Source organism: Micromonospora sp. BQ11 (genome assembly GCF_052068135.1).
Classification (GTDB): domain Bacteria; phylum Actinomycetota; class Actinomycetes; order Mycobacteriales; family Micromonosporaceae; genus Micromonospora.
This window is the reverse complement of sequence record NZ_JBQHDB010000007.1, coordinates 237,513-252,294: the sequence shown is the minus strand read 5'-3', so window position 1 is coordinate 252,294 and position 14,782 is coordinate 237,513. Positions and strand designations below refer to the sequence as shown.

The 14,782-nt window shown below is 66.6% G+C and carries 8 protein-coding genes and 1 pseudogene; 5 read left to right on the top strand and 4 right to left on the bottom strand.

The genetic code is table 11. From position 1 onward, the window contains the following. Positions 1–7: 7 nt before the first annotated feature. The gene (locus ACTMSW_RS17495; protein WP_441181665.1) at positions 8–814 is read right to left on the bottom strand and encodes an HAD family hydrolase; all 807 of its coding nucleotides are present in this window, start codon (positions 812–814) and stop codon (positions 8–10) included. Positions 815–1,015: 201 nt separating this feature from the next. Continuing rightward, positions 1,016–2,170: a tyrosine-type recombinase/integrase gene (locus tag ACTMSW_RS17490; RefSeq protein WP_441181664.1), complete on the bottom strand. Its 1,155-nt coding sequence runs from the start codon at positions 2,168–2,170 to the stop codon at positions 1,016–1,018. Positions 2,171–3,200: 1,030 nt separating this feature from the next. On the opposite strand from ACTMSW_RS17490, the gene ACTMSW_RS17485 reads away from it, so the two are divergent. Together ACTMSW_RS17485 and ACTMSW_RS17480 are read left to right on the top strand one after the other, a co-directional pair. Further along, complete coding sequence (locus ACTMSW_RS17485) at positions 3,201–4,481, top strand: hypothetical protein (protein WP_441181663.1); 1,281 nt, start codon at positions 3,201–3,203, stop codon at positions 4,479–4,481. A 14-nt stretch (positions 4,482–4,495) separates the two neighbouring features. Next, positions 4,496–5,041, top strand: a complete 546-nt coding sequence (locus ACTMSW_RS17480; RefSeq protein WP_441181662.1) for a GNAT family N-acetyltransferase — start codon at positions 4,496–4,498, stop codon at positions 5,039–5,041. A gap of 510 nt (positions 5,042–5,551) precedes the next feature. On the opposite strand, the gene ACTMSW_RS17475 is transcribed toward ACTMSW_RS17480, so the two are convergent. Together ACTMSW_RS17475 and ACTMSW_RS17470 are read right to left on the bottom strand one after the other, a co-directional pair. Continuing rightward, entirely contained in the window at positions 5,552–5,872 is a 321-nt protein-coding gene (locus ACTMSW_RS17475; RefSeq protein WP_441181661.1) for a hypothetical protein, read from the bottom strand. Next, positions 5,859–7,651, bottom strand: a pseudogene (locus ACTMSW_RS17470) (IS481 family transposase). The gene ACTMSW_RS17475 and the pseudogene ACTMSW_RS17470 overlap by 14 nt, the downstream one beginning before the upstream one ends. Positions 7,652–8,572: 921 nt before the next feature. Between ACTMSW_RS17470 and ACTMSW_RS17465 the strand changes: the two are divergent. Genes ACTMSW_RS17465 through ACTMSW_RS17455 form a run of 3 tightly spaced genes read left to right on the top strand, consistent with a single transcriptional unit; the run spans position 8,573 to position 14,669 of the window. Beyond that, entirely contained in the window at positions 8,573–10,318 is a 1,746-nt protein-coding gene (locus ACTMSW_RS17465) for a type I restriction-modification system subunit M (protein WP_441181660.1), read from the top strand. After that, positions 10,315–11,532: a restriction endonuclease subunit S gene (locus ACTMSW_RS17460; protein WP_441181659.1), complete on the top strand. Its 1,218-nt coding sequence runs from the start codon at positions 10,315–10,317 to the stop codon at positions 11,530–11,532. Before ACTMSW_RS17465 ends, ACTMSW_RS17460 begins: the two co-directional genes overlap by 4 nt. Continuing rightward, the gene (locus tag ACTMSW_RS17455; RefSeq protein ID WP_441181658.1) at positions 11,529–14,669 is read left to right on the top strand and encodes a type I restriction endonuclease subunit R; all 3,141 of its coding nucleotides are present in this window, start codon (positions 11,529–11,531) and stop codon (positions 14,667–14,669) included. The genes ACTMSW_RS17460 and ACTMSW_RS17455 overlap by 4 nt, the downstream gene beginning before the upstream one ends. Positions 14,670–14,782: the final 113 nt, after the last annotated feature.

Genomic DNA, 14,782 nt, shown 5'->3' with positions numbered 1-14,782 from the left:
CCCGGCGTCAGGCGGTGGCGGGTGTGGCGCGGGTCCGGCGGTGGCGGCCGTACCAGGCGATGCCGATGGCCACCCCCACACCGACGCCGAGCGCGGCGGCGGCGACCGGGACGGCGGGACGTTCCCGCAGGCGCCGACCCAGCGGGATCGGGTGGCGGAACTCCAGCACCGGCCACGCGTTCTCCACCGCCAGCCGGCGCAGCTGCCGGTCCGGGTTGACGACCGTCGGGTGACCGACGCACTCCAGCAGGGGGCGGTCGCTGTACGAGTCCGAGTACGCGTACGAGTCGGCGAGGTCGTACCCCCGCGCGGTGGCCAACTCGCCCACCGCCTCGACCTTGCTCGGACCGGCCGCGTAGAACTCCACCTCACCGCTGTAGCGGCCGTCCACCACGCCCATCCGGGTGGCGATCACGTCGGTCACCCCGAGCAGGGCCCCGATGGGACGCACCATCTCCTCGCCCGAGGCGGAGACCAGGACGACGTCCCGCCCGGCGGCCTGGTGCTCCTCGATGAGCGCGGCGGCTTCCGCGTACACGTAGGGGTTGATCAGCTCGTGGAGCGTCTCCGCGACGATCTGGCGCACCTGCTCCACCTGCCAGCCCTTACACAGGGTGGCGAGGTAGTCGCGGGTCCGGGCCATGGTCTGCTCGTCGGTGCCGCCCAGCCGGAACATCAGCTGCGCGTACGCCGACTTGACGACGTCACGCCGAGTGATCAGCCCGTCCCGGTAGAACGGCCGACCGAACGCCAGGGCGCTCGACTTGGCGATGACGGTCTTGTCCAGATCGAAGAAAGCGGCACTTCGGCCCACGGCGCGAAAGTCTAGTCCGATGGTCTATGGTCGGCGGGTGCCCGGGGTCACGAACCCCCCTCGGACCTGCGGGCCGACCGCGCCTCCTCTGCCCACAGTGACGACAGTCACACTCTGCGAACATCAATTCGCGGGGAGTGGAGGCTACAACACTCGACGTAGCCAGGTTCGCTCAGGCAAACTTGTCACTACGACGAGTGTTCATATCTCGGACAACCGACAGGCCCTCAGCGGTTGCACCCCCCGCGGCCGCTGAGTGGTTCGGCTCAACCCCCCCGGAGCCGAACCTTCGACGACCCCCGTCTCCCCCCGACGGGGGTCGTCCCTATTCCGGGTTCCTTCTGGCCCAGTTGAAGGCGCGTCTCCCGGGTCGACCGGGCGGGGCGACGGCCGGAGAGTCAGCGAATCGTCAGCGAACGTCAGCCGGACCCGGTCGGCGTAGTCCTCCGGCGTGTGCGTGTACCGGTCCAGCGTCGTCGACGCCTTCTCGTGCCCCACCACCCGCCGCACCACGTTGACTGGCACCCCGTCCGTCACCAGCCACGTGATGTAGGAGTGCCGGAGGTCGTGGAACCGCAGCCCGCCGAAGGCCGAAGCCGCCGCGTGCGCCACGGCCGCCGCTTTCGTCGGAAACTCCGCCCGCTGCTCCCGGGCGTCCCGGTCCGGCCACACCGCCAGCCACCGGCCCGGCGCCACCTCGGCGACCCGGCCGAGCAGACCGGCCCGCACCAACGACGGCAGCCACACCCGCCGCCGGAAGTTCGACCGCCGCTGCGGCCCGCCGTCCCCGTCGGCGAAGACCAGCGCCCGCCTGTCCGGCGACGCGGGCCCGCGCCGCCGACGCAGCTCGTCGACGAGGAACGGCGGCATGGGCACCGCCCTTATGCTGGCCCGACTCTTCGGGTACGCCCGCAGTACGATCCCGCCGTGGGTCTCGACCGCCACTTGGGCGACGTGGACAAGACCTTGGGCGAGGTCGACCGCCTCCCACGGCAGGCCCGCGCACTCACCCCAGCGCAGCCCTGCCCCGGCGGCGGCGCAGACGATGCCCCGGTACTCAGCCGGAACGGCGGGCAGCAGTCGGCCGAAGAACACGTCCCGGCTGACCGTGCTCGGCCGCGCCTCCCGCGCCCGGTTGCGGGCCACCCGCACGCCGTCGCACGGGTTTACCGCGATCAGCCGCGCCCGGATCGCCGTCTGCATGATCATCGAGAGCATTCCGACGTGCTTCGCGGTCGTCGAGGGCGCCAGGGTCCGGCCGAGGACGGTCACCCACTCCTGCACCGCCAGGTAGTCGATCTTTGCCAACGGCCAGTCCGCCCACTGCGGCAGCAGATGCGCCCGGATTCGCTTCACCTGCTACGGGTAGAGCCGGGCCAAGCGCGACGCTGCCCGAAAGAAACCCCAACCGAGTGCATGGTCACCGCAACCTCCTCGAAGTTGAAACCGTCGGCCGGGCCTTTCGACTCGCCCCGCCCTGCCCGGCATGGCATGGGGGAGTGGATGGTGTGCGCTGGGCGACGGGAACAGCGGCCGGAGCAAGCAGCCTCAAGCCCGCGCGCTGCACGAAGATCTCTCGCCGGTCCACGGCATCGCCTGCCCGGTCGAGTGAGTAGCCGGTCAGCCAGACCCAGCCCTCGTACGTCGGCTGGTCGCAGACCCTGATAACTCGGAAGATCAGCGAACGGTCCCCGCCGAACTGCACAGACGCATCGGTGCCGACGTGCAGAACATCGCCCGGCTTCGGAATCATCGCCGCCCGCCCTCAATCAGTGGATGGGCACCGAAGCAGGCGGGCTGTGGCCACGGCCGACACCGTGAATCGCCTGCCGGCACCTGCTCCGGTGCCCTGCTCAGGAGGCAGCCGTCACGACAAGCGCCGCCGAGCGTGTCTGCCTACCGGTTCCGACGCAGTCCGGGCAGTCCCGCCGTTGCAGACGGTTCGGATCGCTCGGCGCGCGGAGGGATCGTCGAGGGCTGGCCACCTTCCAACCCCGCCCCTCGCAAGCCGAGCAGGGAACGGGAGGCGGCGAGGCGTGGCGCGTCTTCCCACGCGGCTTCCCTCCGTCCACCCATCGAAGGACCCGGACGCCGCCTCCCGCCACGACCGCAGCCGAACCGGTACGGGCGCGAGCGGGCCGGCGCCGAGTCGGCACGTGTACCTCAGCGGCCAGTACATGCACAATTGCGGTGGGTGAGACGTCCATGGTGGAGATAGAACACCGGGTCGTGGAGACCGATCGAGGACCGATACAGCACCTCTCACGGACCTCGGGCGGACACCATGAGGACCTGCGTTGAGTTCAGGACCTCGTACAGGCGAGCGTGGAGATAGCCCATCAGGAAGGCATCGACGATGGCCCGAGACCGCCGCGAACCTCGCACCGTGCTGGAGCACCTGATCCAGTGCAGTGACCGCACGTACGAGGAACTGGCCGACGAGTTCAGCCGCATGGATCCTCGTGCGGCGATCAGCGCCCGGCACCTCGGACGGCTGGCACGCGGCGAACGGGACCTGGCCTCATCAACCCCCGCCACCCGGCGAGCGTTGCAGGCCATGTTCGGCAAATCAGTCGATGAGTTGCAGCGCCCCTGGGCATCCCACCAGTTGACCCCTGCGCCGGCCCGCCAGCTCCTCGTCGAGCCGACCGGCGCCGGCCCGGAAAGGACCCTCCTCGCCATGGCCGCACAACGCGCCCGCCAGTACGCCATGCTCGCCGCCGAAGCCACCTCCCCGGCAGCCATCGACCAGCTCACCGAGGACGTGCAGCGCCTCGCCCTGGCCTACCCGCAGCGACCGGTCAGCCAGATCCTGCCGGACCTGGTCGAAACTCAGGACACACTCTTCACGCTGCTTGAACGTCGCCAACAGCCGACCCAGTCGCGGGACCTGCACTTCCTCGCCGGCATCACCAGCGGCCTACTCGCCAAGGTCTCGCACGACATGGCCGACCCGCACTCCGCCATGCTGCAAGCCCGAACCGCCGTCCTCTGTGCCGACCAATCCGGCCACCCCGGTTTGCAAGCCTGGCTCCGCGGCCTTCAATCGCTGGTCGCCTACTGGGCCGGTCGGTACGCCGAAGCAGTCCGCTATGCCGAGGCCGGACGCGAGTACGCCACCCAGGCTGGCGGCACCTCCGCTGTCTGGCTGCCTATCAGCGCCGCCCGTGCCTACGCCGCACTTGGCAATGCGGAACAGGCCAAGGCCGCCATCAACGAGGCCGAGGACACCTGGTCCCGCGTACGCCCTGACGAGATGGATGAGATGGGCGGCATCTGTACCTTCAACCAGCCCCGCGCGCTCTACTACGCCAGCGACGCCCTTGCCTGGCTGCCAGGCGAAGCCGCCGCCACCGAGCGCTACGCCCTGCAAGCCGTCCAGGCGTACTCCGACCGCTACGACCCCGCGTGGGCGTTCGGCGACCAGGCCGGGTCTCACACCAATCTAGCCATCGCCCGCGTCGCGAACGGAGAACTCGACGCTGCCGCCGATGCTCTTGCCCCGGTGCTCGACCTCCCCGCCGACCAGCGCATCAACGGCATCGTCCACTCCGTCCGGCGCGTCCACCAAGCCATCACCCGGGCTGGTCACGCCACTGACGCCCGCGACCTCATCGACGGCATCGAGCACTTCACCCACACCCCGGCCAACGCTCTGCCTCGATAAGGCACCATCAGCGCATGTACCCGATCACCATCCCCGGCCGCGTCATCACCCTCCGCGAACTGCGACCCGATGACGCGGCCGACGCTTTGGCGATCGTTGGCGACGACCGCGTGACCCGGTGGCTCTCCTTCGACAGCCGCGACCAGGCCGCCACCGTGGCGATGATCGAAGGCGCCGTGACCAGGGCGCAGCTTGAACCGCGAACCGAGTACTACCTAGCTGTCGCTGGTGGCACAGACCGGATGATCGGCTTCGCCCGACTCGGACTCACTGGGCACCAGGCCGCCAAACTTGGGTACGCCATCGGTGCCGGCCACTGGGGCCACGGCTATGCCACCGACGCCGCCCGCACCATCACCGACTACGGCTTCCGAGAGCTAAAGCTCCACCGCATTACCGCCGCCATTGGTCCCGACAACGCCGCCTCCATCGCCGTCGTTAAACGGCTCGGCATGCAGTACGAAGGCCGCCTCCGCGACCACGTCTTCACCAACAGCGCATGGCGCGACTCCCTGCTCTACTCCATCCTCGCCCCGGAGTGGAACACGATCACCGGCTGACTGCCCTTCACCTGCTCAGCACGCGCAGGCCATACCGATCATGGCGCCGGTACGATCGCCGCCATGCGCGACGCCGACACGCCGCCGCAGGAGCCCGCCGACCGCCACCACACCCGTACCGGACTCACCCCTCGCCAGCAATCGGCCCTCATCCGAGCCGCCGCAGCCGAGGTTTACGAGCGCGTGCAGGAGTGGCGGAGCTCTCCCCGCTGGCAAGACACACCCACGAACGCTCAACGGTATGAGGCAACCGTCGGCGCGGTCACTGCGCTTGACTTGCTACCCGAGCCGGCGACTGCGGAAGAACTCACTGAACTTTCCGATGCCGTCCGACCACTACTCGTCGAGTGGCGACCAAGCCGGCCTGGTCCCGAACAGCAAATCTTCGCCGCGGTTGAGCGACTTCGGCGAGCTTGCGAGTAGTACGTACCGTTGTCTAGTCCCACCTGATGCTTGACGGATCCGTCCCAGGTGTTGCTTGACGGTTGGTCTAGGTTTGTGCTTCGGACGTTATAGATCGATGCGTTGCTCGACGGCCGTTGGGTCGTCTGCCTCGCCGAAGCGCAGCACGGCGTGTGCTGGCCTGGCGTGAAAGGCTCGTAGCTGTGGTTCCATCGCGGCGAAGAGCCGGTTTGCGTCGGGGCCGTATGCGTAGAGTTCGACTTCGCCGCCACCGAACAGGTTGCCGTCGAACTCTCCGGCGTCAGCGGCCTCGATCGCTTCCGTCAGGCGAGCCTCAAGTGCATAGATCGCCTTGCGTTCCTTCTCCTCCCCGAACCGATCGTCGGACAAGGCGTAGGTGACCAGGACGGCGTGCTCAGGCGAGGTCATGGGCTATCCCATCATCGGCCGGTGCCGTGCCAGTCATGGCCACAGCAAAAGCGATCTTGCGGGGTTGGTGGGCTTTGATGCTACGGACGGGTTGGTCGTTGGTGCGTCTGACGGTGCGGGGTCCGGCGTCGGTGTGGATGGTCAGGTCGGTGTCGGTGACGTCGATTCTGACGGTCTTGCCGGCGTGGCTTCGGCCGAGCGCGACTTTCTGCCCGACGACCATGACGACGCCGGAGTTCGACGCGCGGCGTTGAACGAGCACCGGTCCGGTTGCTGGTTGTGGTGGTGGACCGGCGGGACGGACACCCGTAGTCGGCTGATGTCGGCTGGGGTCAGCGGGTTCGGCCGAGTCCGCAGCAGCTGACGGGTGTCAAGGTCGAAGAAGCTCAACGTCGCTGCGTCGATGCGGATCCCGACCCGGCGCCCGCCGAGGATTTCCGCGGCCAGGACCAGGTGCTGACCCAGCGACACGCTGCCGGTCCGATTCACGGTCCGGTCCACCTCGACCGCTTCACCCTGCTCGGCTGGCGGCAGCGGTGGCGGACCGGCCGGGCGGCCTCCCTGACGCATCAGAGCAGCAAGGTCGGCGACCGACAGGTGCGAACGCACTGACTTGATCCGGGCGCCGGCGATCAGCAGGTGGATGACGTCGGTGTCGGCCCAGAACGTCACCGTGACTCCGGAGCAGGCCGAGCCGAGCCAGAACTGTCTCCCGGCGACTTGCAGATTGCCAGACGGTGGGACGACCCGGTCGAACTCCACCGCTGACGGGGGCCAGTGCTCGACTGGCTGTGGGGCAATGAGGGGCTCTGGCCGGGCCGGCGCTTCGGCCGGCATCGTCACCGAGGCGGGCAACTTGACCGGCACCACGCCGGGTCCCGCAGGCCGGAAGCGGCTTGCGGGAAACGCCATGTCGAGGGACTGATGCGGCCGGTCCGTGTTGTATTCGTGCCGGAACACCTCGATCGCCGCCTGAGCGGTATCGATGTCCGGCCAGACCGGCACGTCATCGAGCAGCTCGCGCCGCAGGCTCTGGTGGAACCTTTCCACCTTGCCGGTGGTGGTCGGTGTCGCGGGCTGGGTGAGCCGGTGCACGATGCCGTTCTCCCGGCAGATCCGATCGAACATCACCTCACCGCCGTTGCCGAACCGGGCGGTGAACTGCTTGCCGTTGTCGGTCAGCACTTCCTCGGGCACGCCGAATTCCCGCAGCGCTTCGGCGAACGCGAGACAAACCGCACGGCCGGTGGCCCGACGCACCACCGAAGCGATCACGCAATACCGGGAGTGGTCGTCAACGCCAGTGACGACCTTGGCCTCCGATCCGTCAGGCAGGAAGATCCCGCCAACGATGTCCATCTGCCACAGCTCCATCGGCCGATCACGTTCCCAGCGCACGTAGTCCTTGCGGCCCCGACGACGCTTGGCCGGGCTCATCAGACCGTGACGAATCAAGATCCGATAGACCGTCATCCGCGACGGCACCGGTTCGGGACAACCATGACGGCCCAGCTCGAACGCGACGCGCCGCGACCCCCACTTCGGGTGGTGCCGGCGCAGCTCACACACCAAAGCCTCCACCTCCGGCGACGCCTGATGAGCACACCCGTCCGGACGATGAGACCGGTCCTGCAAACCGGCCAGACCCTCATCGGCATAACGGCGCAGCCACCCATGCACGCTCTGCCGCGACACCCCGACCTTCTCAGCCACGTCCACGACCGGATCACCAGCCAGGACCGCCATCACGGCCTGATACCGCTGCTCCACGATCGACATCTCCACCAGTGCCAATCCCGGCTCCCAGATCGAGTGCTACCGCAACAACACGCGATCAAGAAGCCAAATAGTGATCATGTCAAGCATCAGGTGGGACGTGAGTGTCAAGCATCAGCCGTGACGGGACAGGCCGGCTGCCGGCGAAGTGGTTCAAAGTTTCTGTACGTCTTCAAGGCGGCCCGCAACGGGCCGCACGCGCCGCCGCCTGGGCGCGCGCCAGCCGCTGCCGCTGTCGCTCTGCGGCCGTCACGCCTGACGCCCGGCGGCTGGCGCGGAGAGCGGGAAGCCCGGAGGGCCGCCGCAGCACGACAGGTTGTTGACCGGTGAGGGGTTGGGCCGGCAGCCGGCCGGGCCGCGCGGCCACGAGCCCGCGCGGCGTAGGGGAGGGCACGCCGGCCGCGTCGGCGAGCTGGAGGCGGTTGCGAGGTTGCGGTCACTGCGCCTCCGGCGGGGGCGCTCCGGCTCCAGGATGGCCGGGGCTCCGTCGGCGTGTCACGGTCCGTGGGTGGTTGGGGTAGGCCTTCCCGTCTGCCATCGACCCGGACGAGCCGAGCAGACCACCGCCCGACCCGCCAGCGTCCGAACTTGTGTCAACGTCCGCTTGACGTGGCGGGCCGGGCGGCACCCCGCTCCCCAGAGGGCGGGTCGACGGCAGACGGGATGGCAGCGGCCGTCTAGCTACATTTGCTCATCGTGTTCCAACCAATTGCGGATGGCTCGGACTGGCTGAGGGGTCTGCTGCACCGGAATCGCTGAGCTGGTGGCTGCTGCCAACCTCGTGGCGGGTGTCGAGATACGCGATGATCTTCTTATGATGCAGGGGCTGCTGCAGACTGTGCGCCGCCACCTGCTCGGACGACACGCACGGGCTTGCGCTGAGCGTCCAGCATCTGTCGTCGAGTGATCCGCGTAAGGAGCCTTGTGAGCGCCCTCGGTAGTTTCATCTGGTCGATCGCCGACCAGCTTCGGGGCCCCTACCGCCCCAACCAGTACGGCAACGTGATCCTCCCGCTCACAATCCTGCGACGCCTTGACTGCATCCTTGAGCCCGACCGGGAGATGGTACGCGCGCTGGCGGCGAAGTACGACAACCCCAACCGGCTCAAGATCGAGGTCAAGAAGGCAACCGGCAGGCCGTTCTACAACACCTCGAACTACTCCTTCGCCAACCTGCTGACTGACGCCGATGGACTGGCGGACAACCTGGCCGACTACATCGATCGGTTTTCGCCCGATGTCGACGTGTTTCAGTACTTCGACTTCAAGAAGGAGATCCTCGCCCTGGAGAAGGCGGAGCTGCTGCGCGAGGTCATCACGTCCTTCAAGGCCGTCGACCTGCATCCGGAGGTCGTCTCCAACGCCGACATGGGCGATGCGTTCGAGTACATCATCCGTAAGTTCAACGAGGCCGCGAACGAGACCTCCGGTGACCACTACACCCCGCGGGACGCGATCCGGCTGCTGGTCGACCTTCTCTTCGCCGAGAAGGACGCCGACCTGACCGAGGCTGGCATCGTCCGCACGCTGTACGACCCCACCGCGGGCACTGGCGGCATGCTCGCCTTGGCCGAGGAGCACCTGCTCGCGCAGAACCCCGACGCGAAATTGAGCCTGTACGGCCAGGAGTACAACCCGCAGTCGTACGCGATCTGCAAGTCCGACCTGCTGGCCAAGGGCCACGACGCGACCAACATCGCCTTCGGCAACACCCTCACCGACGACGCGTTCAAGGGCCGTCAGTTCGACTTCTGCATGTCCAACCCGCCCTACGGCGTCGACTGGAAGCAGTACGCCAAGAAGATCACCGCCGAACGCGACTCCGCTGGCCCCTACGGCCGGTTCGCCCCCGGCCTCCCGTCGACCTCAGACGGGCAGATGCTCTTCCTGCTCCACCTGGCCCACAAGATGCGGGCGCCGGAGGACGGCGGCGGCCGGACCGGCATCGTGATGAACGGCTCGCCGCTCTTCAACGGCGTCGCCGAGTCCGGTCCCTCCAACATCCGCAAGTGGCTGCTGGAGAACGACCTGGTCGATGCGATTGTCGCGCTGCCGACCAACATGTACTTCAACACCGGGATCGCCACCTACATCTGGATCCTCGACAACACCAAGCACCCCGACCGCGCGGGCCTGGTCCAGCTCATCGACGGTTCGTCGTTCTGGACCAAGATGCGCAAGAACCTCGGCTCCAAGGGCCGTGAGATCAGCGACGCCGATCGTGCCAAGGTCGTGAAGTTGTATGCCGACTTCAGCGACGCCGACCCCGACTACTCCAAAGTTCTGCGCAACGACGAGTTCGGCTACTGGACCATCACCGTCGAGCGCTCCCTCCTCAACGAGTCCGACCAGCCGGTGCTCGACCGCAACGGCAAGCCCAAGCCGGACCCGAAGAAGCGCGACACCGAGAACGTCCCGTTCACCTACGGCGGCTCGACCGTCGGCGCGGCCGGCAAGGTCGAGGTCATCCAGGCGTACTTCGATGCCGAGGTGAAGCCGCACGTTCCCGACGCCTGGATTGACTGGACGAAGGTCAAGACCGGCTACGAGATCCCCTTCACCCGCCACTTCTACAAGTACGTCCCACCCCGCCCTCTTGTCGAGATCGACGCTGACCTGGAGAAGCAGGTCGCCAAGATCCTCGACCTGCTGCGTGAGGTGGAGCAGTGAGCGCACCTTGGAAGCCGAAACGGCTGGGAAGTTTCTACGATGTGCGCGATGAGCGTGCTGGCCTGTCGGCAGACTCGCTTCCGCTAATGTCGGTCTCGCAGATGCATGGCGTTATCCCGCGCTCGGAGTTGTATGGTGACGACGGGCGCGCAGAGACGCTCGTCAACTACAAGATTTGCGAGCCAGGAGACATCGTCCTCAACCGCATGAGTGCTTACAATGGCGCCGTGGGAGTCGCGCGGCAACGTGGACTCGTGTCGCCGGACTATCTCGTAATGCAGCCACGGGAAGGCGTCAACGCCGATTTTGTCGTTGCCTGGCTAAAGACGCCGCGCGGCATCTATGAGATGACTTCACGACTTCGGGGAATTGGCTCTGCTGACGCTGCACAGGTACGTACTCCCAGGATCAACGAATCGGATCTTCGACTGATCCCCGTCGAGGCCCCGTTGCCTGAAGAACAGCGTGCCATCGCCGACTACCTCAAACGCGAGACGGCGCGCATCGACATCCTCATCGAGGAACAGCAGCACCTGATCCAGTTGCTCCGCGAACGCAGACACGCGGTCGTCGATAGGGCGATCCGTAGGGGAGTCGTGAACGCTCGCATGACCGATTCCGGGGATCCCTTGGTGGGGGAGGTTCCCGAGGGCTGGTCGGTGGTGCCTATCCGCAGAGTGGCGGCTTCTCTTGACTCGCGACGGATCCCCTTGAGCTCTGAGCAGCGAGCCGAGCGGACCGGGCCAATTCCGTATTACGGGGCAACATCCGTCATCGACCACGTTGACGACTTCATTTTCGATGAGCCGTTGGTGCTAGTCGCAGAGGATGGCTTCGGCCTTCTCTACCGTTCAAAGCCCATTGCCGTCCACGTCGAGGGTCGAATTTGGGTGAACAATCATGCCCACGTACTTCGCCCTCTCGGCGTTCCAGCACACCTGCTGGCAGCTAGGATCGAGTCTGAGAATCTCGTTCCCTATCTCGCCGGTTCTCGGCAGCCGAAACTCACGGCCGAGGCGCTCATGGGCATGCGTATCTCGATCCCGCCCGAGGACCAGTGGAGTCAGATTCTGGCGGTACTCGACAATGAGACCGCGAAGATCGACACGTTAATTGCCGAGACGGAGCGGTTCGTCGAACTCGCCAGGGAGCGGCGGGCGGCGCTGATCACGGCGGTTGTGACGGGGCAGATCGACGTACGGGAGATGGCGTGACGGCCGATCACAACGAGGTCGTCTTCGAGTCCGAGATCTGCGTGTACCTGGAGTCCCACGGGTGGTTGTACTCGGCGGACGATACCGGCTACGACCGGGAGCGGGCGCTCTTCCCTGCGGACCTGTTCGCATGGCTGGAGGAGACCCAGAAGGCGGCGTACGCGAAGGCTTTGAAGGCCGCGGGGTCGCAGGCGAAGTTCCTCGACGTGCTGACCACGGCGCTCGACAAGCCTCTCGAACACGGTGGCGGGACGCTGAACATCCTGCGCAACGGGGTGCAGTACATCGGCGGTGGCCGGCTGAAGATGGCACAGTTCCGCCCCGAGACCAGCCTGAACGCGACCACCAACGAGCAGTACGCGGCGATGCGGGTGCGGGTGATGCGGCAGGTGCACTTCTCCACCGCCGACCAGCGCAGCATCGACCTAGTCTTCTTCGTCAACGGGCTCCCGGTCGCCACCGTCGAGCTGAAGACCGACTTCACCCAGTCCCTCGATGAGGCGATCAACCAGTACCGCAAAGGTCGGCAGCCGCGGACCAACGGGCGGCCGGAGCCGCTGTTGTCGTTCGGGCACCGGGCGCTGGTGCACTTCGCGGTCTCCAACGACCTGGCCGCGATGACCACCAAGTTGGAGGGCGAGACGACGCACTTCCTGCCGTTCAACATGGGTCACGAGAGCGGCGCGGGGAATCCGCCGGCTGAGGGCGGGCGGTCGGCGACGGCGTACCTGTGGGAGCGGGTCTGGGAGAAGGACGCCTGGCTCACCATTATCGGCCGGCTGATGATCGTGGAAACCAGGGAGGAGTGGGATGTCGCGACCGGGACGTCGGTGCGGCGTACGAGCATGCTTTTCCCGCGGTTCCACCAGTGGGAGGCCGTGACGAACGTCGTGGCCGCAGTGCGCGAGGAGGGGGTGGGGCATCGCTACCTGATCGAGCACTCGGCGGGGTCGGGAAAGACGAACACCATCGCCTGGACCGCGCACCGGCTGGCGCGACTGCACGTGAACGACGAGAAGGTCTTCGACTCGGTCATCGTGGTCGTAGACCGCACCGTGCTCGACGGGCAGCTCCAGGACGCGATCCGGCAGATCGACGGGTCGGGGAAGATCGTTGCCACGATCAGCCCGCAGGACGTCCGCAAGGCGGGGGCCAAGTCGAAATCCGGGCTGCTGGCGACCGCGTTGAAGAACGGGGAGCTGATCATCGCGGTGACGGTGCAGACCTTCCCGTTTGCCCTCGACGAGATCCGGGCCGACTCATCGCTGAAGGGCCGGCGGTTCGCGGTGATCGCCGACGAGGCGCACTCATCGCAGTCCGGCCAGATCTCCTCCAAGCTCAAGGCCGTGCTGACTGCGGAGGAGGTCAAGGAGATCGAGGAGGGTGGTGAGGTCGACGTCGAGGCGATCCTGGCCTCGGAGATGACCGAGCGAGCCGAGTCGGAGAACATCTCCTACTTCGCGTTCACGGCGACGCCGAAGAACAAGACCCTGGAGCTCTTCGGCCGCAAGGGTCCTGACGGGAAGCCGGTCGAGTTCCACCTCTATTCCATGCGGCAGGCGATCGAGGAGGGCTACATCCTCGACGTGCTCAGGGGCTACCAGTCCTACGACACCGCGCTGAAGATCGCCGGCCGGGCCGAGAGCGGCGACGGCGACGAGGTGGTGGAGGAGGCCACGGCGCGTAAGGGGCTGATGCGGTGGGTGAAGCTACACCCGACCAACATCAGCCAGAAGGTTCAGATCATCGTCGAGCACTTCCATACCAACGTCGCCCACCTGCTAGAGGGCAAGGCGAAGGCGATGGTCGTGACCGACTCGCGCAAGGCCGCGGTGAAGTACAAAAAGGCGATCGACGCTTACATCGCCAAGCGGGCCGCCAAGGACGCCTCGTACAACTACCGCACCCTGGTCGCCTTCTCCGCCTCGGTGAAGATGGCCGAGGACGAGGAGTGGGCTTCGGACTGGGGGCCGCAGCCGAGCAAGGACGACGAGTTCACCGAGGCCAACCTGAACCCCGGCTCCGGCCCGGACCTGGCCGCCGCCTTCAAGGGCGCGACGTACAAGATCATGCTGGTCGCCAACAAGTACCAGACAGGGTTCGACCAGCCGCTGCTCTCGGCCATGTACGTCGACAAGAAGCTGTCTGGGGTCACCGCCGTGCAGACGCTGTCCCGGCTCAACCGCACCCATCGCACTGCCGGTGGGGAGCAGAAGCGCAAGACGTTCGTCATCGACTTCGTAAACAAACCTGAGGACATCCGGGCTGCGTTTGAGCCGTACTTCACCAACGCCACGCTGGAGACCGAGACCGACCCGTACGTCGTCGTCCACCTCGCCACCAAGCTCGCCCAGGCCGGGATCTACACACCAGAGCATGTGCGCGAGGTCGCCGAACTGTGGGTCACCCGCAAAGGCAACAACGCGCTTTCGGCTGCGATCAGCCCGGCCAAGAACGACTTCGCCCGCCGCTACGCGGCGGCGATCGAGGCCGACGACAAGGTCACCCTCAACACCCTCGACCTGTTCCGTAAGGACGTCTCCACCTATGTCCGGCTCTACGACTTCATGAGCCAGGTCGTCGACTACGGCGACCCGTACATGGAGATGCTGTCGATCTTCCTGCGGCTTCTGGAGAAGGTCATCGCAGACTCCTCCTGGGCCGCGGCGGTCGACCTCACCGACGTCGTCCTGGTCGGGGTCAAGCACAACAAGGGGACCGCGGTCGACATCTCGCTGACCGGTGACGGCGAGCTCAAGGGCATCGGCGCCGCAGGCACCGGCACCCGGAAGGAGCCCAAGTACGTCGCACTACAGGTCGTCATCGACAAGATGAACGACCTCTTCGGCGCCGAGTCGTTCTCCGCGTCTCAGATCCGCGAGTTCGTGCAGGGACTGGTGCAGCGGCTGCTCGCCTACCCGAACCTGGTCAACCAGGCCAAGGTGAACTCGAAGAAGCAGTTCATGGAATCGCAGGACTTCCAAGCGGCGGTCACCGAGGCGGTCGTCGACAACCAGGAGGCCCACAACACCATGGCTGACTACTTCTTCAGCGACGGTCCTGGCATCAGCGCTGTCATCATGGCGCTCGCGGACGCCTTCTACGAGGCAGCGATCGATCAGCGGACGGACGTGTGAGCGGGGGGTGGCCTGCACGGAAGGGGCCGCGCGGTACCGGCTGACAGCTAGAACGATCGCAACGCCACCACCACCATCGGCAAACGAGGTTCGACCGCTATTCGCCACCATGG

Excerpts from the sequence above, each read along its gene's own strand:
- ACTMSW_RS17480 (WP_441181662.1), top strand. The coding sequence starts at position 4,496 with ATGTACCCGATCACCATCCCCGGCCGCGTCATCACCCTCCGCGAACTG.
- ACTMSW_RS17475 (WP_441181661.1), bottom strand. The coding sequence starts at position 5,872 with ATGACCTCGCCTGAGCACGCCGTCCTGGTCACCTACGCCTTGTCCGAC.